Genomic DNA, 26,612 nt, shown 5'->3' on the forward strand with positions numbered 1-26,612 from the left:
GGGCCCCCGCTACAACAGAAAACGATAAGCGGGGGCCCTTCCTTACCCGCCGCAGGCGGAGCTGGGCAGCGGCGGTGGTACGCCGACCGTGGGCAGGCCGAGCGAGACCCCGCCGGTACGCGGTGCCCGGCCCGCCTCGGCGGCGTCACCGGCCCGGGTGCGGCGGTGTGCCAGCGGTTCGCCGTCGGCGTTCAGGTGGTGCGGCGCGGCGTAGCTGACCGTGGTCCGGACGATGTCGCCGGGACGGATCTTCCCCTCGTACGAGCCGGCGGCGAAGTGCACCAGTCTGCCGTCCCGGGCCCGCCCGGAGAGCCGGCCGGTGCGCTCGTCCTTGCGCCCCTCCCCCACCGCGACCAGCACCTCGACCGGGGTGCCGACGAGCCTGCGGTTCTCCGCCCAGGTGATCTCCTCGACGCAGCCGATCAGCCGGTCGTAGCGCTCCTGGACCACCTGCTTCGGCAGTTGGTCCGGCATGGTCGCGGCCGGGGTGCCGGGTCGCTTGGAGTACTGGAAGGTGAAGGCCGAGGCGAACCGGGCCTCGCGGACCACCTCCAGGGTCCGCGCGAAGTCTGCCTCGGTCTCGCCGGGGAAGCCGACGATGATGTCGGTGGTGATCGCCGCGTCCGGCATCGCCGCCCGGACCTTCTCGATGATCCCGAGGTAGCGCTCGGCCCGGTACGACCGGCGCATCGCCCGGAGCACGGCGTCGGAACCGGACTGCAGCGGCATGTGCAGCGAGTGGCAGACGTTCGGCGTCTCGGCCATCGCCGCGATCACGTCGTCGGTGAAGTCCTTGGGATGCGGGCTGGTGAACCGGACCCGCTCCAGCCCGTCGACCTCGCCGGTTGCCCGGAGCAGCTTGCCGAAGGCGAGCCGGTCGCCGAACTCGACACCGTACGAGTTCACGTTCTGGCCGAGCAGGGTGATCTCCAGCACACCCTCGGCGACCAGGGCGCGCACCTCGGCCAGGATGTCACCGGGGCGGCGGTCCTTCTCCCGGCCGCGCAGCGACGGCACGATGCAGAAGGTGCAGGTGTTGTTGCAGCCCACCGAGATCGACACCCAGCCGGCGTACGTCGACTCGCGCCGGGTCGGCAGGGTGGAGGGGAAGACCTCCAGCGACTCCAGGATCTCCACCTCGGCGGCGGCGTTGTGCCGGGCCCGCTCCAGCAGCACCGGCAGCGAGCCGATGTTGTGGGTGCCGAAGACCACGTCGACCCAGGGCGCCCGGCGGACGATCTCGCCCCGGTCCTTCTGGGCCAGGCAGCCGCCGACCGCGATCTGCATGCCGGGGTGCTTGTCCTTGGCCGGGCGGAGGTGGCCGAGGTTGCCGTACAGGCGGTTGTCGGCGTTCTCGCGTACGGCGCAGGTATTGAAGACCACCACGTCCGGATCGTCGGAATCGGCCGCCGGGACGTAGCCGGCCTGCTCCAGCAGTCCGGAGATCCGCTCGGAGTCGTGCACGTTCATCTGGCAGCCGTAGGTGCGCACCTGATAGGTACGCGGGCTGCCGGGGGCTGCGGTAGTCATGACAGTGACAGAGTATCCGCAGCACCCGGGAAGCCAGTTTCCCCGGGACGTCCACCCCCGCCACGGGAAGGAAGTGCCATGTGCCGGAGCATCAAGACCCTTCGCCAGCCGTACGCCGAGGTCGTCACCGAGGCGGACATCGAGGCGGCGGCGTTGCAGTACGTCCGCAAGATCTCCGGTTTCCGTGCCCCGGCCGCGCACAACGCGGCGGCCTTCGACGCCGCGGTAGCCGCCGTCGCCGAGGCGACCCGGAACCTGCTCGACCAACTCGTGGTCAAGGGCACCGGGCAGGCGGCGGCGGATCGCTAGGCGGCGGCGAGGGCCGGGATGACCGAGTCGGGGACCCAGCGCGACCGCTGGCAGGGTGACCAGCCTCGGCAGCGCGGGCTGAGCTGCGTGCAGAGCCGCTGCTCGGAGAGGATCTCGCCGTCGTCGGTGTCCCGTACCTCGTGGTGGACGGGCCGGATGGTGCCGTCCACCGCCACCAGCAGGTGCCGCCCGGCGTCGAGGGTGTCGTCCGGCAGCAGGCAGGCCCGGCCGAGCCGGCGGGCGAAGGCCGAGACGGCGCTCACCTCCGGCAGGTCGGCCGGCACGCCGTAGCAGTCGACGGCGGTGGGGAACTCACCGGGGCAGTGCCAGACGTCGACCAGGAGCGCGCCGTGCGGCAGCCGGGCCGGGTCGACCCCGCCGAGCGGCAGCACCGGTACGTCGAGCGCGTCGGCAAGCGCCAGGCGGATCTCCGAGGCGGCGACCCGCCCCTCCGTCCTCCAGTTCCACAGCTCGATCATTGCCGCCTCCTCGCCGTCATCGGTCGTGGCTGGATGCCAGTCTCGGTCGGCATCCCCCGTCGGGCCGAGCACCTCCGTACCTGGGTGTAACGGCCTCACCCACGATGGTGCCGGGCCGACCGGGTCGGGAGCGGCTAAGTTACCGGTCTGTGACCATATCCGCCGAAATCGACGACCCTTGACTACCTATTGTAGTCGGCGACCGCCACCCTCCCGGCGCAGCGCGCCGACGCCGCTCACCGAGCGTGGTTTGGTAGAGCGGCTCGCGTCGGGCACCGGACACTTCGGGCACCGCCCATGTCCGCCCGCCCTGGAGATCAGCCGATCGGAACGATCGCGAGAACCGTTCCACGCATCGAGGTGTACGGTCCGAAGTGGCGGTCCCAGTGCCCGCCACCACCCAGCCCTACCCGGGAGGCTCCGGTGGAACCGACCCTCGGCGAGAACATCGCTCGCATCCGCCGGCAGCGGAGCCTGACCCAGGAGCGACTCGCCGAGCGCGCCGGCCTCAGTGTCGAGACGATCGGCAAACTGGAACGCAACGAGCGCACCGTGGCACGCATGTCGACACTGAACCAACTCGCGCGGGCGCTGGAGGTACCGACGTCGAGGCTGCTCGGCGACGTGTCCCTCTCGGCCGCTCGCCGCGAACGAGACCGCGACCAGATCGGGCTGATCGAACTCCGCAAGGTGCTCACGCCGGCCCGTGGCCTGGGTGGTGTCACAATCGGCAGGCAGGATGGCGAGCCTCCGACCCTCGGAGGCGTACGGGGCGCCGTCCGAGCGGCCGACCGGGCGTACCACGACGACGACTATCGAACGGCCCTCGCAGCGCTTCCGTCGTTACTCGCCGACGCGGCCATTCTGGTCAACGTGCTGGACGGCGACGCGCGGACAGAGGCACACGACCTGCTGGCGCAGGCGCACCAGGTCGCCGGGACGGCGCTCATCCAGCTTCGCGCGTTCGACCTGGCACACCGGGCCTTGACCCTGGCGATGGAGGCGAGCGACCGGTCCGGAAACGATCTCGTCGGCGCGTCGACGGTGACCACCATGTGTTGGCTGCTGCTACGACAGGGCCGGCTCATGGAAGCGGAGCAACTTGCGGTCACCACCGCCGACCAGATCGAACCCCGGTTTTCCCGTGCGGCCCCGGCAGAACTGACGACGTGGGGCTGGCTGCTGCTCCGCGCGTCCGCTGCGGCAGTACGTGACAACCGCGGTGACGATGCGGAGACCCTGCTCGACGCGGCTGCGGCAGCCGCGACCCGCCTCGGCGACCGTGCGTCGGTCGAAGCCCTCTCCCCAGGGCCGGCCTCGATCGGCGTCTTCTGCTCCAGAACCGTCGAGATGAAGCGGGTCGAAAACGTGATCGTGGCGGGCGATCCGGGACGCGCACTGGAACTCGCCCGCCGGATTCCTCCAGGAGGTCGGCCCACCTCCAACAACCGCAACAGGCACCGGTTGGACATCGCCTCGGCTCTCACACAGGTCGGCGAGCTCCCGGCCGCGACGGACGTCCTGCTCGACCTGCGCCATGCTGCACCGACATGGCTTCGGCACCAGCGGTACGCCCGAGACATCGTGCGCACCATCCGTGCTCGCCGCCGCCGACCCATGTCAGAGGAGTTGGTCGACCTCGCGTCGTTGATGGGCCTCGAACCCTGATCCGTACGTGACGTACGGATTCTTGCTGCACCAACATGCTATCCGTACGTCGCGTACGTTCCCTCCCGGTCGACGAAAGCGCACCCTGGCGTGGGGCTGAGAATGGCAGCCGACCACTGCGTCCGATCTCCGGCTGTCGACCGGCCCGCTGCCCGTCCCCCGGCGTTCCGCTTCAGCGCCGGAACCAGGTTGGGAGTGGCGTTCCGCGGGACAGGGCTCCGGGGCGCCACAGACCCGGGAGGTGAAACAGCCGATGTATACCTTGGACCAATGGCTCTCCGACCGCCGAACCGAACGCCAACACCAGGGCGGCGGCCGATGCCCCGACTGCGCACCCCGAGCCGGCTGCCTCCGGCTGCTCATCGCCGTACGCCGCCGCATCGACCACACCACCACAACCGGCATCCCGTCCGGACCAGGACGGCTGCTGTGATCCGACACATCCGCCGCTGGCTCACCGTCGAATGGCCCATCCCCGTCGAATGCGCCCTCGCCCGCCTCATTCTCGGCGCCCACGCCCTCCGCCAGTGCGCCCGCTGCGGCCCCGACGGCTGCCCCCTCTGGAACTGGGCCACCAACATCCACCGCCGCGAACACGCCGTACGCGTACTCCTCGACGGCACCCTCCCCGCAGCCGTCACCGCCGCAGACGTCCGCACCGCCCTGGAACGAATCCGATGAACACACCCGAGACCCCACCTGCCCCCGCCGTCGACTGGGCCTGGACCACCATCACCACCCACGCCCACACCGGACACTGCGCCAACTGCCGAGGCACCTGGTGCCCCACCGCCGAATGGGCCCTCTGGCTCCTCATCACCGACCGACTCGTCACCGACAGCCGCCGCCCCGCCATCACCACCGTCGCCCGACAGGTCATGACCGCCCACTGGCCCCACACCCCCCACGGCTGCCGCCCCTGCGCCCTACCCGACTGCCTCCGCATCCAACTCGCCGCCACCTGGCTCGAAATCCACGACCCGCACTGGATACCCGACCCACTCCGACCCCGCCTACCCACCACCACACCCACACCCGACGACCTACGCCGAATCACCGGCATGGGCGGGCCGCCCACGACATGATCAACGACTGCCACACGGCGTGCCCGGCAAATTGTCCGAATGACGCACACCGTACGATCAGGGACGGAAGTTGCCGCTGGCCGGGGAGGCGGGCAGGCGCCTGGTGGTCCTCACGGTCTTCAAAACCGGTGCGGCCGAGTAGCTCGGTCGGGCGGGTTCGATTCCCGTACGCCTCCGCCAGCAACTTCCGCGACGTTCCGTGACGGCCTCGCTGCCCGATTTCCCGCGCACGCCGGAGCCGGTTGCGCAGCCACTAGCAGCACTCGCCTGCCCATGGTCGCCACAGCATTACGCTCAGCAACGATCACCATCGTCGGTGTTATCGCCCCGTGATGAACTCGATTACATTCCAGCACGTCAGGTCCCCTAGAGTTGCCTAACCGATTCGGCTGGAATCCGGTGTGGCAGACCAGGACGAGACAGGTGGGGGCATGACCGAGCGGAGCGAGGCGGGCGGAGTGAACGGTGCGACCGACCAGCCGCTCATCAGGCTTGACGGGGTCAACAAGTGGTTCGGCCCCCTGCACGTGCTGCAGGACGTCGACCTGACGGTCGCTCGCGGCGAGGTCGTCGTGGTGATCGGTCCCTCGGGCTCCGGCAAGTCGACGCTCTGCCGGGCGATCAACCGGCTTGAGCCGATCAACTCCGGCACGATCACCTTCGACGACCAGCCGCTGCCGGCCGAGGGCAAGGCCCTGGCCCGGCTGCGCAGCGAGGTCGGCATGGTCTTCCAGTCGTTCAACCTCTTCGCGCACAAGACGATCCTGGAGAACGTCACTCTCGGCCCGATCAAGGTCCGCAAGGAGAAGTCCGCCGTTGCCCGGGAACGGGCGATGAAGCTGCTCGAGCGGGTCGGCATCGCGAACCAGGCCGGGAAGTATCCCGCGCAACTCTCCGGCGGCCAGCAGCAGCGGGCGGCGATCGCCCGTGCCCTGGCCATGCAGCCCAAGGCGATGCTCTTCGACGAGCCCACCAGCGCCCTCGACCCGGAAATGGTCGGCGAGGTGCTGGACGTGATGACCTCGCTGGCCCGGGACGGCATGACGATGGTGGTGGTGACCCACGAGATGGGTTTCGCCCGGCACGCCGCCAACCGGGTCATCTTCATGGCCGACGGTCAACTCGTCGAGGATGCCCCACCGGAAGAGTTCTTCGCCAACCCCCGCAGCGAGCGAGCCAAGGACTTCCTGTCCAAAATCCTCACCCACTAGGTAACCACAGTGGAGCGGACCGCCCCGGCGGGTCTGGCCGCTCCGTCGAAGAAGGAGAGAGCAATGCGCATGACGCGAGTGGCGGCGGCAGCCGCGGCCGCGGCACTGGCCCTCACCGTGGCCGCCTGTGGCGGTGACGACGGAGGCGACGAGGGCACCGGTGCCGGCAGCAAGACCTTCGAGGCCGGAACGACGATGGAGCGGCTGAACAAGGCACAGAAGATCGTCATCGGCACCAAGTTCGACCAGCCGGGCTTCGGCCTCAAGGGCCTGGACAACAAGCCGGCCGGCTTCGACGTCGAGATCGGCAAGATCCTTGCCGGCGAGCTCGGCATTCCCGAGGACAAGATCGAATACATCGAGACGCCCTCCGCTGTCCGGGAAGAGGTCCTGGAGCAGGGCAAGGCCGACATCGTGGTGGCGACCTACACCATCAACGACAAGCGCAAGGAGCGGATCGATTTCGCCGGTCCGTACTACGTCGCCGGGCAGCACATCATGGTCCGCTCCGACGACAGCTCGATCACCGGCCCGGACTCGTTCAAGGCCGGCGACAAGAAGGTCTGCTCGGTGCAGGGTTCGACCCCGGGCGACAACATCAAGCAGTACCTGGCCAACCCGGCCAGCCCCGGCGAGCAGCTCGTCCTCTTCGACGGCTACCAGAAGTGCGTGGACGCGTTGACCAACGGGCAGGTCGACGCGGTCACCACCGACAACGTCATCCTGCTCGGCTACGTGGCCAACAGCGACGGCAAGTTCAAGCTCACCGGTGAGAAGTTCACCGAGGAGCCGTACGGGATCGGGGTCAAGAAGGGCGACACCGCCTTCCGCGACTTCATCAACGACACCCTGGAGAAGATCTACGCCGACGGTCGGTACGAGAAGGCGTGGAAGGACACCGCGGGCAAGTTCGACGAGAACGTCCCGCAGGGCCCGGCCGTCAACCGGTACTGACGCCACCGGCGTCGACGGACGCAACAGGTAGGAGCTGGAAGGTGACCATGAGAGAGGCGTGCCCGTGAGTGTGCTCGTCGAACACTTCGACGTCTTCGTCGGAGGATTCTGGCTCACCTTCCAGCTCTGCGTCCTCGCCGCCATCGGTGCCCTGCTGATCGGCACCCTGGTGGCGGTGATGCGGATCTCACCCGTCCCGCCACTGCGCTGGATCGGTACGGCGTACGTGACGGTGTTCCGGAACAGTCCGCTGACCATCGTGATGTTCTTCGCCGCGTTCGGGTTGCCGGCGCTCGGCTCCAACGCCGACTTCCTCCGCATCCCCGGACTCACCGGTATCTTCTCCCGGCTCGGCATCGACCTGCCGTACTTCCGCTTCGCCGTGCTCGCGCTGGCGCTCTACACCGCCGCCTTCGTCTGCGAGGCGATCCGCAGCGGCATCAACGCCGTGCCGGCCGGGCAGGCCGAGGCCGCCCGGGCCATCGGTCTCACCTTCGGGCAGAACCTGCGGTACGTCGTCCTGCCGCAGGCGTGGAAGTCGGCGATCGTGCCGCTCGGCTCGGTCATCATCGCGATGATCAAAAATTCCGCGCTCGCCGGCTTCTTCGGGGTCGTCGGGGAGCTGTCCAACACGGCACAGAACCTGACCAGCGCACTCGGTGAGCCGATCATCCCGGTCTTCGTCGGGGTCTCGATCGGCTACCTCGTGATGACCGTGCCGCTGGGCATCCTCCTCGACCGGATCGAACGGCGCCGGGCGGTGGCGGCCCGATGACCGCGACGGGATCCCGGGAGACGACCGACGGCATGCGCGTGACCATGAGGGAGTGCCGGCATGAGTGAACAGCAAACGGTGCTCTACGACGCCCCCGGGCCCCGGGCCCGCCGGCTCACCCTGATCGTGAGCGTGCTCGCCGCCCTCGGCATCGCCGCCGTCGGCTACCTCCTCGTCTACCGGCCGCTCGACGAGAACGGTCAGTTCACGATGGAGAAGTGGGGTCCGCTGATCGACCCCGGCAACGAGGTGTTTCCGCTGGTATGGGCGCGGCTGCGGGACGGCTTCGTCGCCACCCTCACCGCGGCCGGCCTGGCGATCGTCTGCTCACTCGTCTTCGGCACCCTGCTCGCCGTACTCCGGATCCAGCTCAAGGCGCTCAAGAAGCGGCAGTTCGCCGGGCTCCCCGCGCCGGCCGCCTGGTCGCTGCGCGGGCTCGGCTGGGTCCTCAACGCGATCACCCGGTTCTGCGTGGAGATCTTCCGCGGCCTGCCGGTCGTGATCACCATCTTCTTCGTCGCCAGCGCCCTGCCCGATCTCGGCGTCGACCTCGGCGACGTCCTCTGGTATCTGGTCATCGGCCTGACCATCTACAACGGCGTGGTCATCGGCGAGATCCTCCGCTCCGGCATGGAGGGCCTGCCCGGCGGCCAGCGGGAGGCGGCCCAGGCGGTCGGTTTCACCTCGTTCCAGACCACCCGGATGATCCTGCTGCCGCAGGCATTCCGGATCATGCTGCCGGCCCTGATCAGCCAGCTCGTGGTGGTGCTCAAGGACACCTCGCTCGGCTTCATCATCAGCTACGAGGAAGTGCTCCGGGTCAGCCGGTTCATCATCGACAACCTGGAGAACCCGATCCAGGTCTACGCGGTGGTCGGCGCCATCTACATCCTGATCAACTACCTGCTCTCGAAGCTCGCCGAGTACGCACAGCGGCGGCTGGCCCGGGGCCGCAGGACCCGCGCCCTACCGGCCGGGACCGCCCCGCCGTCGATCCTGCCGCAGGGCCTGCCCGGGGCGGCGAGAGATCCCGAGGCGGCGGAGACCAGCTCCGCGCGGGGCGCGGCGCCCACCACCGGCACCGGCACCAGCACCAGCAGGGCGGACGCCGGAACCAACTGAACCCGGGGTGCCGGGGTGCCGGGGTGCCTCGCCCGGTCCCGAGTCCGGGCGGGGGGATTCAGCGGGCGATCTCGGTGACCCGGGACTCGCGTACCACGGTCACCCGGATCTGACCCGGATAGGTCAGCTCCTCCTCGATCTGCTTTGCCACGTCCCGGGCCAGCACCGCCGAGCCGATCTCGTCGACATCGTCCGGCTTGACCATCACCCGGATCTCCCGGCCCGCCTGCATCGCGAAGACCTTCTCCACGCCCGTCTTGCCTGCGGCGATCTCCTCGATCCGCTCAAGCCGCTTGACGTACGCCTCCAGGCTTTCCCGGCGCGCGCCCGGCCGGCCGCCGGAGCAGGCGTCCGACGCCTGGGTCAGCACCGCCTCGATCGTCTGCGGCTGCACCTCGTTGTGGTGCGCCTCGATGGCGTGCACGACCTCCTCGGCCTCGCCGTACTTGCGGGCCAGATCGGCGCCGATCAGGGCGTGGCTCCCCTCCACCTCGTGCGTGAGCGCCTTGCCGATGTCGTGCAGGAAGGCGGAACGCTTGATCAGCGGCACGTCCAGGCGCAGCTCCGCGGCCATGATCCCGGCGATGTGCGCGGTCTCGACGAGGTGCTTGAGCACGTTCTGCCCGTACGACGTCCGGTAGCGCAGCCGACCCAGCAGACTGACCATCTCCGGATGGATCTCGGTGATGCCGACCTCGACCAGGGCGTCCTCGGCGGCCCGCTGGCAGAGCCGCTCCACCTCGTGCCTGGCGGTCTCGAAGACCTCCTCGATCCGGTGCGGATGGATCCGCCCGTCCAGCACCAGCTTCTCCAGGGTCAGCCGGCCGATCTCCCGGCGTACCGGGTCGAAGCAGGAGAGCAGCACCGCCTCCGGGGTGTCGTCGATGATCAGGTTGACGCCGGTGACCGACTCGAACGCCCGGATGTTGCGCCCCTCGCGGCCGATGATCCGGCCCTTCATCTCGTCACCGGGCAGGTGCAGCACGCTGACCACGCTCTCGGCGGTCTGCTCGCTCGCCACCCGCTGGATGGCGTCCACCACGACGTGCCGGGCCCGCTGCTCGGCGGTGTTCCGGGCATCGGCCTCGATGTCCCGGACCAGGATCGCCGCCTCGCGCTTGGCCTGGCCCTCGATCGCCTCCACCAGCTCGGCGCGGGCGGCGTCGGCGGTCAGCCCAGCGACCCGCTCCAGCTCCCGCTTCAGCTTCTCCTCCGCCTCGGTCAGCGCCGCCTCCCGAGCCTGCAACGCCGCCTTCCGGGCCGCCAGCTCGGTCGCCTTCGCGGTCAACTGGCGCTCCCGTTCGGCGAGCCGCTCGGCCTCCTCGGTGTGCAGCCGCTCCCGCTCGTCCATCCGCTGCGCCCGCCGCTCCACCTCGGCCGCCTGCTCCCGGGTGGTGGAAGCGAGCAGGGAGATCTCCCGCTCGCCGCTGCGCCGGGCCGATGCGCGGACCTGTTCGGCGTCCTGCTCCGCCTGCCGGTGCGCCCGGTCCAGCACCGTGTCGGCCTCGGCGCGGGCGGCGTCCAGCACCCGCTGCGCCTCGGCGCGGGCGGCGCTCGCCTCCGCCTTCGCGGCGGCGGCGTCGGCCCGGGCCGCGGCAGCGGCGGACTTGGCCGTGTCGACGCTCGACGACGCCTCGTCGGCCGCGGTACGCAGCGCGGCGAGGGACTGCTCCTGCCGGTCCTTCTCGGCGACGAATGCCGGATCGTCCGAAGGCGGTGTGACTGTCACGCTTCCGATCCGGCGCAGCGCGCGGGCGCCGAGGCTGATCGCGACGAGCACCAGCGTGGCGAGCCCGACCATCGCGGCCAGCAGGGCCCATTCGAGGCCGCTCATGCCGGCTCCTCGGTGTGGCGCAACTCCCTGCTGATTCTGGCCCGCTCGGTCATGGCCGCCTCCCCTATGCCGTCCGCGCCGGAGAGCCACGCCCATGGGTGAGGCGTGCCCTACGGCTGTCACGACGCCCGACCGAGGCGGCTGGCCGAGGGTACGGCCACCGGGCAGTGTCCCCCGGGGACACCGCCGACGACCGTGTGGTGGTGCTCTGCGGTTACCGGACCGGCCCGCCCGGTAACCACGAATCTGGCCGAGGAGCCGGCCGAAGTGATGCCGTACTGTTACGCGATCTATGTTGTGCGCTTAGCCTGCGATGGTCGGGAAAACTCGTCTAAGGCGAGGCTAGGTCGCGATGGGGCATTCGGTCAAGAATCTCATGATCCGACCGCGTGTCTGACTCTGGGCAATGACACGCTCACGCGAAGCTGTTTTCCGGGCGGGCATAAGGGGCGAGTCCGGTATCCGACTCCTCCGACCGGCACTTCTCGGGGTATCCGGCGCCTACGACGGAACCGCTCCCAGTGGGCAGATCAATCGATGTCTGCCGATTGAACGGGTCGCGCTGGACATCCCCGGCGCTGGAGGCGGCTGCGCCGCGTCAGCGTGCGCCCAGCTCGACCGCGGCCGTGATCAACGCCGGGCTGCCGGGTGCGACCGTGTCCGGCAGGGTACGAACGTCCCGCCTCGACGCCGACGCCGCGCTCGTGCAGCAGACCTGCTACCAGCTCGCCTGCGGCGACCGCGCCGCCTCTCGGCGGGTCAGGTGATCGCTTCTCCTGACGGCTCAGCGGGCCACGCCTCCTGACGGCTCAGAACATGTCGCGATCGGGGTCCGTGCCGGCCTCGGCGAGGGCGTCCGCGTCGACCTGGTCGGCGAACTCGGCCGCCTCGGCGTCCCGCTCGGCCAGCGCCTCCTTGACGGCCCGGATCGCCACCCCGGCCGGGTAGCCCTTCCGGGCCAACATCGCGACCAGCCGCCGGAAGACCGCCTCCGGGGAACCGGTGGCGCTGCGAAGCTTCCGGTCGACCAGGAGGCGGGCGGTCTCGGCCTCGGTCGTGTCGTCCAGCTCGCCGAGCGCCTCGGTCGCGATGCCGGCCTCGACCCCGCGCTGGCGCAACTCGTTGGCGAGCGCCCGGCGGGCCAGCCCTCGGCCCTGGTGACGGCTGCTGACCCAGGCGCGGGCGAAGGCGGCGTCGTCGACGATGCCGACCTCGTCGTAGCGGTCGAGCACCTGCTCCACGACCTCTGGAGAGATCCCGTGCCGGGCCAGTGCGGTCGCGAGCTCGGCGCGGGTACGGGGCCGCACGGCGAGCTGGCGCAGGCAGATCTCCCGGGCACGCTCCGCCTCGTCATGGGGAGTTGCCGTCCCTGCCACGGCTCCGCCGGCTCCTTCCGCCGCCGCTGGCACCGGCTCGCCGTGCTCCTGCCCCGCCGGCCGCCTCTGCCCCCGTCGCTGCCCGTGTCTCGACGGCTGCCGCTGCCGTTGCGGTGACGGCGACGACTCGGTCGACTCGTCGCCTGCCCACTCGGTATCGCCGGGCCACTCGCCGGGCTGTCCGGTCGAGCCGCCGGGCTGTCCGGTCGAGCCGCCGGACTGTCCGGCGGAGCCGGCCGGACCCCCTCGCCGGGAGCGGCCACTGCCGCCCGTACGGGCCGACGGGGCGGCATCCCACCCCCGGCCCGTACGGGCACCACGTCGTCCTGCCACGTCGGTGTGGACCCGGCCGACCGTCAGAAGTCCACCGGCGGCAGCTCCGGACCGCCGGTGGCGTCGGCTCCGGCGGTCACGCCGACACCGAGCTTCTCCAGGATCTTCTTCTCGATCTCGGCGGCCACGTCCGGATTCTCCCGCAGGAACTCGCGGGCCTTCTCCTTGCCCTGGCCGAGCTGGTCACCGTCGTAGGTGTACCAGGCACCGGACTTACGGATGATCGACTGCTCCACGCCGACGTCGATAAGCGAGCCCTCCCGGGAGATGCCCTTGCCATACATAATGTCGAACTCGGCCTGTTTGAATGGCGCGGCGACCTTGTTCTTCACCACCTTGACCCGGGTGCGGTTGCCGACCACGTCGGTGCCGTCCTTGAGACTCTCGATACGCCGCACGTCGAGCCGGACCGAGGCGTAGAACTTCAGCGCCCGACCACCGGTGGTGGTCTCGGGACTGTTGTGCACCAGGATGCCGTCCGCGAGGTAGTTGTGCGAACCCTCGACTTCGATGTCGAACCGATCCATCGTCTTGTAGTCGCGTCGCATCTCGATGTCGAGAATCCGCGCGGGAAGCGGATGCATGACCGGCTCCATGAACTCCGGCACCATGGCACACTGCCCACGGAACTTTGGCAGGAGCTTGTATTCCATGCATTCGGGGATGTAGGGGGCCACGAGTTCCTGGAACTTCTCCGACGCGGCAGTGGTGAACAACAAGGTATTGACCTGGCGCTTACCTCGGCGGTCCAGTTTGACGTCGAGGCGCCAACCGTCACGTAGGTACTCCAACAGACGCTGCCGGCTTCCCTCGCTCATCGCCTCGACACAGATCTCGATGCGACCGTTGCCGCCCCTGGTCCGCTCCTGGAGCCCCTTCGAGCGCAGGGTGAAAGTCCCGTCGTCCATGTACCACACAGCGAGCGCCAGCGGAGTGAGCCCCTTGAGGTAGTCCCAGCTCAGGTGCTTCTTACCGTCGCCCAGGTAGACCGCCTGACGCAACTCGCCCAGCTCGGCGAGCGGTGTGAAGTCGGCGAAGACGGCCCCCTTGGCGTTGGAACTGCGGCTGTGTGGGACGTTGGCCAGCAGCGAGACCTTCCAGTCCAGGTAGGCTGCCTGCTTGGCGCCGTGCCCCATCCGGAACCGTCCGCTCTCACTGTCTGGCCGGACGGCAGGCGAGAGATTGCCGTCTCCCATCAGCGAGCCGAGCACGATCTGCCACTGCGAGGGGCCGAGCAGGTGCGGCTGGGCGAGCATCACCCGGTCGCCGACCGCAAGCTCGCCGGCTTCGCGCCAACCACCAGGGGTCATGATGAGGTGGTTACGCGTCATGGACATGGTCGCCCGACCATGCCCCGAGCCACCACCGGCCCGATCGACCTTGAACCGCAGGAACTCCTCGGTCTTACCGTTGTTGAACCAGTTGACGACCCGGCGCGGTCTGAGACAACCCAGCTCTCCGTCGTAGGAGAGCACCTCGACGTCCATCTTCTCCGCGACGATCCTGCCAAGAAGCTCCTGGGACCCGTCGGCCAGAGTCACCCTCGTGTCCCATGATCCACATCCGAACATGACGCCGATCTTTTCCCGGAGCTGGTTGATGAAGATCGCGGTGGTGCCGGTGTGGCTGAGCACACCGGTGATCTTCCGCAGCGCCTGGCTCATCAGCCGGGCCTGGAGGCCGACGTGACTGTCGCCCATCTCGCCCTCGATCTCGGCGCGCGGCACCAGCGCGGCGACCGAGTCGATGACGATGATGTCCAGCGCACCGGACCGGATCAGCATGTCGGCGATCTCCAGCGCCTGCTCACCGGTGTCGGGCTGGGAGACCAGCATCGCGTCGGTGTCGACACCCAGCGCCTTCGCGTATTCCGGGTCGAGGGCGTGCTCGGCGTCGATGAACGCGGCGATGCCGCCGGCCTTCTGCGCGTTGGCCACCGCGTGCAGCGCGACGGTGGTCTTACCGCTGCTCTCCGGCCCGTAGATCTCGACGACGCGGCCGCGCGGCAGGCCCCCCACCCCGAGTGCCACGTCGAGCGCGATGGAGCTGGTCGGGATCACGGCGGTCTGGATGACCGGCCGCTCGCCCAACCGCATCACCGAGCCCTTGCCGAACTGCTTGTCGATCTGAGCGAGAGCAAGGTCGAGTGCCTTCTCCCGGTCAGGTCCTGCCGCCATGGTTGCCACCCCTGCCTTCGCCGGCTGCTTCGCTGAGCTTTTCGTCACGCGCACACGCTAGGCGCTCGGTCCGACAGAAAACAGCCGGCTGGCCGCGACCTGTGGACGGCGCCCCGCTGTGGACAATAGCCGAACAGGTGTACGACTCAACCCACGACACGCCAAACTACCGTAAGTGCCCTATCGATCACTCGGAGACGTGCATCGATCAACGGCTCATCGTAGCCGGGCCGGCACCCGGTCGGGGTACGCCGCGCAGACCGCACGCCACACGACCACGGTCTCCTCGCCGGCCTCCAACGCCTCCCGGATGGTCCGGCCACCCAACTGCGGCAGCACCTGGTCGGCGGCGATGCTGCCGGCGTACGCCGGACCGAACGCCTGCTCCAGCCGCGCCCAGAAGTCTGTCAGCCGCACCGGGAACTCCCCTTCCACACCGGGCGGTCCCACCCGGTCTCACGCTCCGGCCCGCACCCTCGACGGCACCGTCCGCAACGCTAGCGCCAGCAGCGGCACCACGGCGACCGCCGCCAACAGGTTGAGGGTGGGGTAGCCGGCGACCTGGATGACGAACCCGCTCAGTGCTCCGGCGAGCGCCCCGGCCAGCCCCATGGTCAGGTCGGAGAGCCCCTGCACCGCCGGGCGTACCGCCACCGGCACCGACTCCGAGAGCAGGGTGGAGCCGGCCACCATCGTGCCGGACCAGCCGAGGCCGAGCAGGGTGAGCCCGATCGAGATCCGTACCGTGTCGTGCCCGGCGGTGCCGGCGACCGCGCAGGCGGCGAGCAGCAGGCCGAGACCGCCGAGGATCACGGCCCGCCGCCCGAGCCGGTCGGTGAGCCAGCCGACCACCGGGGCGAGCGCGAACATCCCGGCGATGTGCAGGCTGAGCACGATGCCGACCACCCGCAGCAGGTGGGCGTCGGAGTGCCACTCGCCGAGGCGTACCGGGGTCATCACCATCACCCCCACCATCACCAGGTGTCCCATCGCGACGGCGGAGATGCCGAGCCGTGCCGCCGGCAGGTCGCGGACCACCCGGAGCGCCGCGCGCAGCCCCTCCTCCCGACCGGCCGCCCGGTCGCCGGGAGAGCTTGCGGCGGGAACGCCGGCAGCAGCCCTCGCGGCGGGAGCGCCGGCAGCAGCCCTCGCGGCGGGAGCGCCGGCAGCAGCCTTGGCGGCGAGCCGACGCGCGGTGAGCAGCGGGTCGGGCCGGAGGAACACCAGGATGACGACGGCGGCCAGCACGAAGGCGAGGACGCTGAAGACGAAGGGGCCGGCCAGCTCGGGTACCCCGGTCCAGGCGAGCGCCCGGTCGGCCGGCGCGGCGAGGTTCGGCGCGGTCACCGCGCCGACCGTGGTGGCCCAGACGGCGATCGACAGATGCCGGCCCCGGCGCGCCGGGTCGGCCAGGTCGACGGCGGCGTACCGGGCCTGGAGGCCGGCGGTCGTGCCGCCACCGAAGAGCAACGCCCCGAGGAAGAGCAGCGGCACCCATCCGCTGACCGCCGCGACGACGATCAGGACCCCGCCCACGGCACCGACCAGGTACGCGGTGGCCAGCCCCGACCGCCGGCCCCCGCTCCGCATGATCCGACTCACCGGCAGGGCGAGCAGCGCGGCGCCGACCACCGAGGCGCTCTGCACGAGACCGGAGATCGCGGTGCCGCCGAGCCGGGCGCCGAGCAGCACGCCGACGGTCATCCCGATGGTCATCCCGGTACCGCCGATGATCTGGGTGAGGCAGAGCAGCAGCAGCGTGCGCCGCTGGACCCGGGGAACGTCGAGCGGTTCCGCCCGGTCGGGCGGGGCGGTGATCTCCCCGGTGGTCAGTTCCGCCGTCATCCGCCACTCCCCGTCCCGGTGCTTACCGGCACCATTCCGCGATGCCGGCGGGCGGCATCCCTCCCGCGACACCGGCAGGCAGCCCCGGCCGCGACACCGGCGACCGGCCTGCACCCGCAAGGAGAGGTAGGCGTGCCCGTCCTTACCAGCGGATCGAAGCACGATCGTGGGATCGTATTCAACCCTGATTCGCCGTCGGCGTAGCGCGGCTCATGCCCCTGGCCCGCCCGGCGGCGCGGCGGGGCCCGGGGCTTGCCCGTCCGGCGGCACGGCCCGATCGGCCGGCCGCTCCAGGCCGAGGAGATCCCGGCCGACGATCTCCTTCATGATCTCGGTGGTGCCGCCGTAGATGGTCTGCACCCGGGCATCCAACCAGGCCCGGGCGACCGGGTACTCCAGCATGTAGCCGTAGCCGCCGTGCAGTTGGACGCAGCGGTCGGCGACCCGGTTCTGCAACTCGGTGGTCCACCACTTGACCTTCGCGGCGTCCACCGCGGACAACCGGCCCGCGTTGAACTCCGCGACGCAGTGGTCGAGGAAGGTACGGGCGATGGTGATCTCGGTGTCCAGCTCGGCGAGGAGGAACCGGTTGTGCTGGAACGCGCCGATCGGCCGGCCGAAGGCCTCCCGGGACCGGGCGTGCGCGACGGTGACCGCGAGCAGCCGCTCGGCGGCGGCCACCGCCACGACCGAGATGCCGAGCCGCTCCCGGGGCAGGTTCGCCATCAGGTGGTAGAAGCCCCGGTTCTCCACACCGAGCAGGTTTGCCACCGGCACCCGGCACTGGTCGAAGAAGAGTTCGGCGGTGTCGTTGGCCTTCAGCCCGACCTTGGCCAGCCGCCGCCCCCGGGTGAAACCCGGCGTGCCGCGCTCCACCACCAAGAGGCTCACGCCCCGGGCACCCCGCTCCGGCGCGGTCTTGGTCACCACCACGACCAGGTCGGCCAGCTCGCCGTTGGTGACGAACGTCTTCTGTCCGGTCAGGACGTAGTCGTCCCCGTCCCGGCTGGCGGTGGTGCGGATCCCGGCCAGATCGGAACCGGCGCCCGGCTCGCTCATCGCTATCGCGGTGACCAGGTCACCGGAGCAGAAGCCGGGCAGCCAGCGCATACGTTGCTCCTCGGTCCCGAGTTCGGCGAGATAGGGTGCCACGACGTCGTTGTGCAGCCCGAACCCGAGACCGGAGCAGCCGCTGGCGACGATCTCCTCGACGAGTACCGCGTTGAACCGGAAGTCCCGCTGGCCGCCACCGCCGTACCTCTCCGGGACGTCCATGCCGAGGAGGCCGGCGGCGCCGGCCCGGCGCCAGACCTCGCGGTCGACGATGCCGTCGGCCTCCCAGCGGTCGTGGTACGGCACCGCCTCCCGGCGGAGGAACGCCCGGCACAACTCCCGGAACTCGTCGTGCACCGGCTCGTAGAGGTGCTGCTGCATGCTCAGCGGCGCGCGTCGACGCCGGCAAGTGCTCCGGCCACGACCGTCAGGTCGGCGACCAGTCCCGCGTAGGCGGCGTCCCGGTCGTCGGCCCGGAGTACCGCGGACGGGTGGATGGTGGCGACGAGCCGGGTCGGGGCGACCGTTTCCCGCTGGCCGGTCGGGCCGACCGGCACCTTGGCGAAGTCCTGCGGTCGCTGCGCCGACTCGGGCCACGGCAGCAGGACGCCCCGGGACTGGGTGACCCGGAACGAGGGGCCGAGCAGCGCCTTGGCCGCCGTCGCGCCGAGCACCACCACGACCTCGGGGTGCAGCCGGGCGAACTCGGCGACCAGCCAGGGGCGGCAGGCGACGATGTGCACCCGGTCGGGGGTCTTGTGCAGCCGGCGCTTGCCGCGCATCTCGAAGCGGAAGTGCTTGACGGCGTTGGTGATGTAGAGGTGCGCGGGATCGATACCGGCCTCGTCCACGGCGCGCCGCAGCAGGTGCCCGGCCGGTCCGACGAACGGCAGACCCTTCTGGTCTTCGATGTCGCCGGGCTGCTCGCCGACGAAGACCACCCGAGCCTGCTCGTCTCCGCGGCCGAAGACCGTCTGGGTGGCGTCCTGGTACAGCTCGCAGCCGCGGCAGCCGCCCGCCGCGTCGCGCAGCTCGGCCAGGCTGCCGGCATCGGGTGGGATGAACTCCTGTGCGCCGGGTGCGGTCTCCGTCTCAGGCATGTCGGATGTTCTACCCCGTACCCCGGGGCTCACGCACCAGGGGCACCGGCGTGCCGCCCCGCCGATGTCAGGATTCCCGACGAACTACAGCTAGTAGTATTTCGTAGCGACGGCACCGGCAACGGGTACGGTCGCCCGGTGATCGACGACACCTCCGCCCAGCGGGTCGACACCTCCGCCCAGCGGGTCGAAGAGCACCGGCGCGCGAGCTGCGGGTGCACTGCCACCGCAGGCCGGGCAGCCGGTCGGGGCCGGGCAGCCGGCGACTTCGCATTACAGACCGCCGACGGCACGGTCCTGTGGCACTTCACCATAGTCCCTTGACGGGTTCGCGGCCGGGCCCGACCACGACGTGAGCCGACTGATCCGGAAGTTGGCGGGGCGGCCGCGTGGGGTCGGACGGGCAGCCGGATCGCCCTGCGGCGTGCCGCTGGGTCACGCGCTGAGGGTGGCCGGCGTGGTGGGGTCGGCGGCCCTGGCAACCGCGTCGGCCAACGGCGGGATCTCCGCCCCGGTGAGCGGGCTGACGGTGATCCGGATTCCCGCCCCGCTGGCCAGCCGGAACAGCGAGCCGGGCGCCACCACGTAGCCGGCGTCGCGCAGCACCGCGACCGCCCGGGTCTCGTCGGGCACCGGCACCCAGACGTTGATTCCGGTACGCCCATGCCCGGTCAGGCCGCGTTCGGCGAGTGCGGCGCGGAGTGCGGCGATCCGCCCGGCGTAGCTGGCGCGGGCCAGTGCGATCCGCTCGGCGGTCGCCGGATCCTGCCAGAGCGCGAGGGTGAGCCGTTGCAGCACGGTGGAGACCCAGCCGGAGCCGACCCGGAGCCGTCCGGCGACCCTGGCCACCGTCACCTCGTCGCCGGCGAGCACGGCGAGCCGCAGATCCGGCCCGTACGGCTTGCTGGCCGACCGGACGAACGCCCAGCTCCGGGTGGCACCGGCCAGGGTGTGCAGCGGCTCGACAGAGATCTCGGCGGCGTGGTCGTCCTCGATCAGCAGCACGTCGGGGTGCCCGGCCAGCACCGCGCGCAACGACGCCGCCCGCCCGGCGGTGACCACCGCACCGGTCGGATTCTGCGCCCGGCTGGTCACCACCACCGCCCTGACTCCGCCGGCGAGCGCGGCCCGCAGCCCGGCCTCGGTGGGACCGGCGTCGTCGATCGGCATCGGCACCGCCCGCAGTCCGAGCGTGGCGACCAGGTCGATGGTGTTGGCCCAGCCCGGGTCCTCGATGGCGACCGCGTCACCGGCGCGCAGGTTGCCGACCAGCAGCCGTTCGAGGCCGTCGGACGCCCCACCGGTCACCGTGACCGCCTCGGCCGGCACCCCGTCGGCGGCCAGCCGCACCCGGGCCGCGTCGACGAGCTCGGGCAGCACGCCACCGTCCCGGTAGTTGACCGGGCCGCCGGCGGTGCCGGCCAGCGCGACCAGGTGCGGGCCGAGCGGTGGCAGCAGCGTGGGATCGGGTTCGCCGACCGAGAGGTCGAGCGCGCCGGGCGGCGCCGGGAGCCGCAGTGCGGCGCGGCGGCCGGTGAGCGGCGGCTCGGGGCGGATCCGGGTGCCGTTGCGGCCGGCGGTCTCCACCACGCCACGCTGCCGCAGCCCCTGGTACGCCTTGGCGACCGTGGCCGGGCTGACGCCGAGCCGCTGCGCGAGAGCTCGGACGGCTGGCAGTGGCGCGCCGGCCGGCAAGCCGCCGGTGCGGACTCCGGCCTCCACGCTGGCCGCAATTTCGACTGACGTCGTCCCGGCGATCTGGTAACGTACTGGCACAGTTTAAAGATTGTACTATAACAAAAGGGCGGACGCGAGATGGTCGAGCAGACGCAGCCCCGGAACACACACCCCCGGAACGCGCAGCCCGAGGACGACCCCGCGGCCCGCTATCCGCAGACCCGGCGGACCACCGCCAGCCGCGACCGGGGACGGACCGACTATCGCCGCGCCACCGCACACGACCTGCTCGACGAGGCGTACCACTGCCACCTCGGATTCGTCGTGGACGGCGAACCCCGGGTGCTGCCCACCCTGCATGTGCGGATTGGCGACGTGCTCTACCTGCACGGCTCCACCGGCAGCCGGCCGCTGCTCGCCGCCCGGCGCGAGAGCGGGCTGCCGGTCTGCGTCGCGGTGACGGCGCTGGACGGTCTCGTGTACGGCCGGTCCCAGTTCCACCACAGCGCCAACTACCGCTCGGTGGTCGCGCACGGCACCGCTCACCTGGTCGAGGGCGAGGCGGAGAAGCGGGCCGTGCTGACCGCGCTGGTGGAGAAGGTCGGCCGGGGCCGCGCCGCCGACAGCAGGCCGCCGAGCCGGCGGGAGCTGGCCGAGACCGCCGTACTGGCCCTGCCGCTGCGGGAGGTCTCGGTCCGGAGCCGCACCGGGGGCGTACGCGACGAGCCCGCCGACCACGACCTGCCACACTGGGCCGGGGTGCTGCCGCTGCGCACCGTCGCCGGCCGGCCGGAGCCGGATGCCGGGGTGACCGCAGAACTCCCCGCCTACCTGCGCGATCGCCACCCTTCCGGGTCCGCTCCCTTCCCACCTTCCGGGTCCGCTCCCTTCCCACCTTCCGGGTCCGCGCCCTTCCCACTCTCCCCACCCGCGCCACACCCACCCGCGCCACCCGCACCACCCGCGCACACGTCACACAAGCACACGCCGCGTCCACACATGCCGCGCCAACACACGCCGCCCGGCCGGCACGGCCCGGCACTGACGGCAAGCCCGCACAGCCCGGCACCGACGCCCGCCCGGCACAGCCCGGCACCGGTAGACGCCTGGTACAGCCCGGCACCGATGGCCGGCGATCACGTCCGGCTCGAGCCACTCGCCGAGTCGCACGTCGACGGCCTCTACGCGGCCACCCGGGATTCGGAGGTCTGGCCACATCTCAGTACGGCCCGGCCGGAGGACCCGGCCGGGATGGCCGCAATCGTCGGGATGGCACTCGACGCCCACCGGCGGGGCGAGCGGGTACCGTGGGCGCAGCTCGACGCCGTCACCGGCGAGGTCGTCGGCACCACCTCCTACTACGAGATCAACCCGGTCCACCGCGCGGTCGCGATCGGACACACCTTCCTCGGCCGGCGCTGGTGGCGCACCGGGGTGAACACGGAGGCGAAGCTGCTGCTGCTGGGCCGGGCCTTCGACGTACTCGGTGCGGAGCGGGTCGTCTGGCACACCGACATCCGCAACGAGCGCTCGCAGCGTGCCATCGCACGGCTCGGCGCCACCCGGGAGGCGGTGCTGCGGCGGCACCGGCAGCGCCCAGACGGCTCGTGGCGGGACACCGTGCAGTACGCGATGATCGCCGACGAGTGGCCGAAAGCACAGGTCAGGCTGCGGGAAAGGCTTCGCGTCGCGGTCGCGCCGGAGCGATGATGACCGGCGTGCTGGGGATCACCGACATCTGGACGTACGTGCTGGGCACCGTCGCCATCATCCTGCTGCCCGGACCCAACTCGCTCTACGTGCTGAGCACGGCCGCAAAGTCCGGGGTACGCGCCGGCTACCGGGCCGCCGCGGGGGTCTTCCTCGGTGACACGGTGCTGATGGTCCTCTCCGCCGCCGGGGTGGCGTCGCTGCTCCGGGCGTACCCGCCGATCTTCCTGGTGATCAAGTACGCCGGCGCGGCGTACCTGGGCTACGTCGGGCTGATGATGCTGCGCGGGGCGTGGCGGCGCTGGCGTACCCGGAACGACCCGGCGGCCCCGCGCCTGGTCGACACCCGGCCGGCGGTGGCCGACCGGCCGTTCCGCCGGGCGGCCGTGATCAGCCTGCTGAACCCGAAGGCGATCCTCTTCTTCATCTCCTTCTTCATCCAGTTCGTGGACCCGGCCTACCCCTACCCGGCGTTGTCGTTCCTGCTGCTCGGGGCGATCGCCCAGGTCACCAGCGCGCTCTACCTGACAATGCTGATCTTCACCGGCACGTTCCTGGCCGTCCAGTTCCGCCGGCGCCGGCGGCTGGCCGCCGGGGTGACCACCGGAATCGGCGCACTCTTCCTCGGCTTCGGCATCAAGCTCGCCACCGCCAGCGTCGGCTGAGCCGCACGCCTCAACAGGTGTTAGGAAGGGCCCCCGCTACAACAGAAAACGATAAGCGGGGGCCCTTCCTTTCAGGTTCCGGCGCCGCCGCTGCCACCGGCGGCGCCGCCCGCACCGCCGCCGATCCCGCCCTCGCCGCCGCCCATCTGGCGCAGCCCTCGGTCGGGGTCCGGGTCGTGGCCGGCGGCGGGTGCCGCGCGGTGTGGTTCACCGCCGGCGGGGGCGCTGTCCGGGGTGTTGGTGCCGGACGGGCCCCGGTGGACCCCCTCGGTGCCGGCCGGACGGGGCGGCGGTGAGGGGCGGCGTTCGGTGCGGACCTGGTAGCCGGCAGCGGTGGCCGAGTGCCGCTGTACGGCGTACCGGAGCCAACTGTCGACCACGGTGATCCAGTCGAGCTCCGCCGCTCCCTGGTGCGCCACCCGGAAGCGGCTGAAGCTCAGGTGCCCGGCGCCGGCCAGCGCGACCCGGCGGTCCAGGGCGAAGAGCACCTCCACCCGGGACGGGTCGGCGAAGAAGCTCACCTCCAACTCGCTGAAGGGACCGCCGTAGAGCGGTGCCGCCCAGTACGCGATCTTCTGGTGGAACGGCAGCTTCTGGTCGATCCCGGGCAGCCGTTCGGCGAGGAGCCCGACCTGCCGCAACTCGAAGCCCAGCTCGCCGAGGGCGCCGAGTACGCCCGCCTGGGCGGGGAGCGGGTGCACGTGCACCGGGCGCAGGTCACCCCGGTCGAGCAGCGGACTGACCGCGACCTCGGCGCGGAGTCCCATCCGCAGGTTGAGCAGGCAGTGGCCGTTGACCACCGTCACCGGGGTCTCCCAGGGCACCGGTACGCCGAAGTCGAGGATCCGGCGCTCGTGGGGGGCGAGCACGAACGGTCCGGCGGCCGGCACCCGGTGGAACTCCACCGGCTGGTATTCCACCTCCCCGCCGGCCGGCTCGACCCGGGTGACCAGGCCGAGGGTCACCCGGTCGACCGTCACCGGGGACCGGCCGGCGGTGACGCTGAGCCGGCCGGGCAGCGACAGACCCGGCCGGGTGCTCGGATTCGTCAACATGGTCCGCACGGTCAGTCCCGAACCTGGTAGGAGTCCCCCGAAGCCCACCATCGCCGCCCTCGCCCCGCCCTCGTCCCGGCTCCGTCCCGGCTCCGTCCCGCGCTCCGTCCCGGCTCCGGTCCGCGCTCCGTCCCGGCTTCGTCCCGCGTTCCGGTCCGGCGGCTTCCGCCGGTTCCGCTGGCTCCGCGTCAGCGCAGCCGGCGGCCGCGCGGGATCGGGTCGGTCTCGTCGTCGAACTCGCCGATGACCTCCTCCAGCAGGTCCTCCAGCGCGACGAACCCGACCGGCCGGCCGGCACCGGCGCCGTTGCTGACCATCGCCAGCTGCACCTGCCTGGCACGCATCGCCGCCACCGCCTCGGTGACCGTCGCCGTCGCCTCCAGGGTGAACGGCGCCGTCATCAGGTCTCTCGCCGTCGCCGCCCGGCCGGCCGTGGTGGCCCGGACCGCCTCCCGAACGTGCACCAGCCCGGCCACCCGGCCCGGACCGTCGAAGACGGCGAGCCGGGACCGGCCGCTGGAGCGGCAGACCTCCTCGACCTGTTCGGCGGAGTCGTCGGGGCGTACCGAGACGATCGTCTCGACGGGCTCCATCACCTGGGCGACGGTGGTGCCCTGGAGTTGGAGCATGCTGGTCAGCATCTCGTGCTGGTCGGCGGCGAGCAGGCCGTGCTCGCGGGACTGCTGGATCAGCATCCGCAACTCCTCCGGCCCGTGCGCCACCGCCAACTGCTCCTCGGGGCGTACCCGGGCCAGCCGCAATGTCACGTTGGCGAGCCCGTTCAACGCGGCCAGCACCGGCCGGGCGACCCGGGCGAACGCCCGGAACGGCAGGGCGAGCAGCACGGCGGAGCGCTCGGGATCGGTGATCGCCCACGATTTGGGGGCCATCTCGCCGACGACCAGGTGCAGGAAGGTGACCACGGCGAGCGCGATCACCAGCGCGATCACGTGGCTCGGTGCCTCCGGCAGGCCGACCGCGTGCAGCAGCGGACTGAACAGGTGTTCGATGGCCGGCTCGGCGAGCGCGCCCAGCCCCAGCGTGCAGATGGTGATGCCGAGCTGGGCACCGGCGAGCATCAGGGTCAGCTCGCGTACCCCGTCCAGCGCCGCCCGCGCGGCCCGGCCGCCGGAGGCGGCGGCCTGCTCCAGCCGGTAGCGCTTCGCGGCCAGCAGCGCGAACTCGGCGGCCACGAAGAAACCGTTCAGCGCGAGCAGCAGCAGGGAGATCAGCAACGCCCAGGTGGTACTCACGGGCTGCGCTCCGTCCCGCCCTGCGGCACCAGGATCCGGAGCCGGACGGAGTCGGCGACGTGCCGGTCGACCGCCAGCACCTCGACGTGCGCCCGGGGCGGCGGCGCCTCCTGGTCCGGCTCACCGTCCGCGGAGAGTTTGATCTCCAGCCGGTCGCCGACCTCGGGTATCCGGCCGAGTTCCCGCATGACCAGTCCGGAGAGGGTGTCGTATTCCGGGGCCTCCGGCAGGGTGATCCCGGTGCTGTCCGCGACCTCGTCGATCCGCCAGCGTGCCGGTACCACCCAGGACCCGTCGGCCTGCCGGACCGGGGCCCGCTCGGGTGGGTCGTCCTCGTCCCGGATCGGCCCGACCAGTTCCTCGGCGATGTCCTCCAGGGTGATCACCCCGGCGAATCCGCCGTACTCGTCGACCACGCAGGCGAGCTGGCGGTGCCCGGCCCGGAGCCGGTCCAGCACCGTCGGCAGCGGCAGGGTCGCCGGCACCAGCAGCGGCGGTACGGCGACCGCCGAGACCGGTGTGCTGGCCCGCTGCGCCGGCGGCACGCCGAGTACGTCGGAGATGCCGACGATCCCGACGACGTCGTCCACGCCCTCGGCGCCGCGTACCGGAAACCGCGAGTGCCCGGTGTCGAGCAGCTCGACCAGCCGGCTGACCGGTTCGTCGGCGCGTACGGTGTGCACGTCCACCCGGGGCACCATCGCCTCGGCGGCGGTGAGCTGCCGGAAGTCGAGGCCCCGGTCGAGCAGCGTGGACATCTCGGCGTCGAGGTGCCCCTCCTGGCGCGACTCGGCGATGATCTGCTCCAGATCCTCCGGCGTCGCCCCGCTGGGCAGCTCCTCCACCGGTTCGATCCCGATCCGGCGCAGCAGCCGGGTGGCGGCGGCGTCGAAGAGCCGGATCACCGGACCGGCGACCGCCAGGTAGATCAGCGTGGAGCGGGACAGGAACCGGGCCAGCCACTCGGCCCGGACGATGGCGAGGTTCTTGGGGGCGAGTTCGCCGAAGACCATCTGCACGACGGTGGCGATCACCAGGGCCAGCGCGACCGCGAGCGGCGTGCTGACCGCCGCCGAGACCCCGGCCACGCCGAGCAGGTCGGCCAGTCCGTCGCCGAGGTACGGCTCCGCGACGTAACCGACGAGCAGGGCGGTGACGGTGATCCCGAGCTGCGCTCCGGAGAGCATGAAGGAGAGCCGGCCGGTGACCGCGAGGGCGCGTTCCGCGGCGACGTCGCCCTCCTCGGCGAGCTGGCGCAGTTTGCCCCGGTCTACGGCGACGTAACCGAATTCCTGGGCGACGAAGTAGCCCGTTGCCACGGTGAGCAGGATGATCAGCAGAAGACCGAAGGCGATCAACACGGAGGGCTCAGCGCTCCCCGCTGTCGCGACCGGTGCGAGA

Annotated in this window: 24 protein-coding genes, 1 tRNA gene and 2 pseudogenes; 12 read left to right on the forward strand and 15 right to left on the reverse strand. The window is 71.2% G+C overall.

The genetic code is table 11. From position 1 onward, the window contains the following. Window positions 1–42 precede the first annotated feature (42 nt). On the reverse strand, window positions 43–1,530 hold the full coding sequence (gene miaB / locus ACN28C_RS29180) for a tRNA (N6-isopentenyl adenosine(37)-C2)-methylthiotransferase MiaB (protein ID WP_422770714.1): 1,488 nt from the start codon (window positions 1,528–1,530) through the stop codon (window positions 43–45). A gap of 78 nt (window positions 1,531–1,608) precedes the next feature. Between miaB and ACN28C_RS29185 the strand changes: the two genes are divergently transcribed. Then, entirely contained in the window at window positions 1,609–1,839 is a 231-nt protein-coding gene (locus ACN28C_RS29185) for a DUF2277 family protein (RefSeq protein ID WP_422770715.1), read from the forward strand. Here the strand turns inward: ACN28C_RS29185 and ACN28C_RS29190 are convergent. Next, on the reverse strand, window positions 1,836–2,318 hold the full coding sequence (locus ACN28C_RS29190; RefSeq protein WP_421491593.1) for a hypothetical protein: 483 nt from the start codon (window positions 2,316–2,318) through the stop codon (window positions 1,836–1,838). The genes ACN28C_RS29185 and ACN28C_RS29190 overlap by 4 nt on opposite strands. Before the next feature lie 423 nt (window positions 2,319–2,741). Between ACN28C_RS29190 and ACN28C_RS29195 the strand changes: the two genes are divergently transcribed. The 9 genes from ACN28C_RS29195 to ACN28C_RS29235 all read left to right on the forward strand — a co-directional run bounded on the left by ACN28C_RS29195 (window position 2,742) and on the right by ACN28C_RS29235 (window position 9,133). After that, window positions 2,742–3,986, forward strand: coding sequence for a helix-turn-helix domain-containing protein (locus tag ACN28C_RS29195; RefSeq protein WP_422770716.1), 1,245 nt, complete (start codon window positions 2,742–2,744; stop codon window positions 3,984–3,986). Window positions 3,987–4,239: 253 nt separating this feature from the next. Continuing rightward, entirely contained in the window at window positions 4,240–4,419 is a 180-nt protein-coding gene (locus tag ACN28C_RS29200; RefSeq protein ID WP_422770717.1) for a hypothetical protein, read from the forward strand. Further along, window positions 4,416–4,667, forward strand: coding sequence for a hypothetical protein (locus ACN28C_RS29205; protein WP_422770718.1), 252 nt, complete (start codon window positions 4,416–4,418; stop codon window positions 4,665–4,667). The genes ACN28C_RS29200 and ACN28C_RS29205 overlap by 4 nt, the downstream gene beginning before the upstream one ends. Next, window positions 4,664–5,071: a hypothetical protein gene (locus tag ACN28C_RS29210; RefSeq protein ID WP_422770719.1), complete on the forward strand. Its 408-nt coding sequence runs from the start codon at window positions 4,664–4,666 to the stop codon at window positions 5,069–5,071. Before ACN28C_RS29205 ends, ACN28C_RS29210 begins: the two co-directional genes overlap by 4 nt. A gap of 84 nt (window positions 5,072–5,155) precedes the next feature. Next, a tRNA-Sec gene (locus ACN28C_RS29215) sits at window positions 5,156–5,251 on the forward strand. Window positions 5,252–5,502: 251 nt separating this feature from the next. Then, window positions 5,503–6,282, forward strand: a complete 780-nt coding sequence (locus ACN28C_RS29220) for an amino acid ABC transporter ATP-binding protein (protein ID WP_422770720.1) — start codon at window positions 5,503–5,505, stop codon at window positions 6,280–6,282. Between the two features lie 63 nt (window positions 6,283–6,345). Continuing rightward, on the forward strand, window positions 6,346–7,236 hold the full coding sequence (locus ACN28C_RS29225; protein ID WP_422770721.1) for a glutamate ABC transporter substrate-binding protein: 891 nt from the start codon (window positions 6,346–6,348) through the stop codon (window positions 7,234–7,236). Between the two features lie 64 nt (window positions 7,237–7,300). Continuing rightward, entirely contained in the window at window positions 7,301–8,011 is a 711-nt protein-coding gene (locus tag ACN28C_RS29230; protein WP_422770722.1) for an amino acid ABC transporter permease, read from the forward strand. Between the two features lie 60 nt (window positions 8,012–8,071). Beyond that, the gene (locus ACN28C_RS29235) at window positions 8,072–9,133 is read left to right on the forward strand and encodes an amino acid ABC transporter permease (protein ID WP_422770723.1); all 1,062 of its coding nucleotides are present in this window, start codon (window positions 8,072–8,074) and stop codon (window positions 9,131–9,133) included. A 58-nt stretch (window positions 9,134–9,191) separates the two neighbouring features. On the opposite strand, the gene rny is transcribed toward ACN28C_RS29235, so the two are convergent. From rny to ACN28C_RS29285, 10 genes and pseudogenes are all read right to left on the reverse strand, one after another. Next, window positions 9,192–10,967, reverse strand: coding sequence for a ribonuclease Y (rny, locus tag ACN28C_RS29240; protein ID WP_422770724.1), 1,776 nt, complete (start codon window positions 10,965–10,967; stop codon window positions 9,192–9,194). An 809-nt stretch (window positions 10,968–11,776) separates the two neighbouring features. Further along, on the reverse strand, window positions 11,777–12,343 hold the full coding sequence (locus ACN28C_RS29245; protein ID WP_422770725.1) for a regulatory protein RecX: 567 nt from the start codon (window positions 12,341–12,343) through the stop codon (window positions 11,777–11,779). A gap of 356 nt (window positions 12,344–12,699) precedes the next feature. Then, window positions 12,700–13,203: a hypothetical protein gene (locus ACN28C_RS29250; RefSeq protein ID WP_422774849.1), complete on the reverse strand. Its 504-nt coding sequence runs from the start codon at window positions 13,201–13,203 to the stop codon at window positions 12,700–12,702. A 171-nt stretch (window positions 13,204–13,374) separates the two neighbouring features. Continuing rightward, window positions 13,375–14,247, reverse strand: a pseudogene (locus tag ACN28C_RS29255) (recombinase RecA); the annotation flags it as partial. After that, window positions 14,239–14,853 (reverse strand): annotated as a pseudogene (recA, locus tag ACN28C_RS29260) (recombinase RecA); the annotation flags it as partial. The pseudogenes ACN28C_RS29255 and recA, both read right to left, overlap by 9 nt. A gap of 216 nt (window positions 14,854–15,069) precedes the next feature. Next, a complete protein-coding gene (locus tag ACN28C_RS29265) occupies window positions 15,070–15,270 on the reverse strand; it encodes a DUF3046 domain-containing protein (protein ID WP_422770726.1) in 201 nt (66 codons plus the stop codon). A gap of 39 nt (window positions 15,271–15,309) precedes the next feature. Next, a complete protein-coding gene (locus ACN28C_RS29270) occupies window positions 15,310–16,698 on the reverse strand; it encodes an MFS transporter (protein ID WP_422770727.1) in 1,389 nt (462 codons plus the stop codon). A 210-nt stretch (window positions 16,699–16,908) separates the two neighbouring features. Then, window positions 16,909–18,132: an acyl-CoA dehydrogenase family protein gene (locus tag ACN28C_RS29275; RefSeq protein WP_422770728.1), complete on the reverse strand. Its 1,224-nt coding sequence runs from the start codon at window positions 18,130–18,132 to the stop codon at window positions 16,909–16,911. Window positions 18,133–18,134: 2 nt separating this feature from the next. Continuing rightward, entirely contained in the window at window positions 18,135–18,851 is a 717-nt protein-coding gene (locus tag ACN28C_RS29280) for a UdgX family uracil-DNA binding protein (protein WP_422770729.1), read from the reverse strand. Between the two features lie 435 nt (window positions 18,852–19,286). Continuing rightward, complete coding sequence (locus ACN28C_RS29285) at window positions 19,287–20,627, reverse strand: aminotransferase class I/II-fold pyridoxal phosphate-dependent enzyme (protein ID WP_422770730.1); 1,341 nt, start codon at window positions 20,625–20,627, stop codon at window positions 19,287–19,289. Between the two features lie 39 nt (window positions 20,628–20,666). Between ACN28C_RS29285 and ACN28C_RS29290 the strand changes: the two genes are divergently transcribed. Together ACN28C_RS29290 and leuE are read left to right on the forward strand one after the other, a co-directional pair. Further along, window positions 20,667–22,238, forward strand: coding sequence for a bifunctional pyridoxamine 5'-phosphate oxidase family protein/GNAT family N-acetyltransferase (locus tag ACN28C_RS29290; protein ID WP_422770731.1), 1,572 nt, complete (start codon window positions 20,667–20,669; stop codon window positions 22,236–22,238). Then, on the forward strand, window positions 22,235–22,903 hold the full coding sequence (gene leuE, locus ACN28C_RS29295; protein ID WP_422770732.1) for a leucine efflux protein LeuE: 669 nt from the start codon (window positions 22,235–22,237) through the stop codon (window positions 22,901–22,903). The genes ACN28C_RS29290 and leuE overlap by 4 nt, the downstream gene beginning before the upstream one ends. A 71-nt stretch (window positions 22,904–22,974) precedes the next feature. Here leuE and ACN28C_RS29300 read toward each other — a convergent pair whose 3' ends face one another. From ACN28C_RS29300 to ACN28C_RS29310, 3 genes are all read right to left on the reverse strand, one after another. Further along, the gene (locus tag ACN28C_RS29300; protein WP_422770733.1) at window positions 22,975–24,009 is read right to left on the reverse strand and encodes a sporulation protein; all 1,035 of its coding nucleotides are present in this window, start codon (window positions 24,007–24,009) and stop codon (window positions 22,975–22,977) included. 137 nt (window positions 24,010–24,146) lie between these two features. Continuing rightward, on the reverse strand, window positions 24,147–25,211 hold the full coding sequence (locus tag ACN28C_RS29305; RefSeq protein ID WP_422770734.1) for a hemolysin family protein: 1,065 nt from the start codon (window positions 25,209–25,211) through the stop codon (window positions 24,147–24,149). Beyond that, a complete protein-coding gene (locus ACN28C_RS29310; RefSeq protein WP_422770735.1) occupies window positions 25,208–26,572 on the reverse strand; it encodes a hemolysin family protein in 1,365 nt (454 codons plus the stop codon). The genes ACN28C_RS29305 and ACN28C_RS29310 overlap by 4 nt, the downstream gene beginning before the upstream one ends. Between the last annotated feature and the right edge of the window lie 40 nt (window positions 26,573–26,612).

Origin of the sequence: Plantactinospora sp. WMMC1484 (assembly GCF_049315195.1) — a bacterium.
Classification (GTDB): Bacteria; Actinomycetota; Actinomycetes; order Mycobacteriales; family Micromonosporaceae; genus Plantactinospora.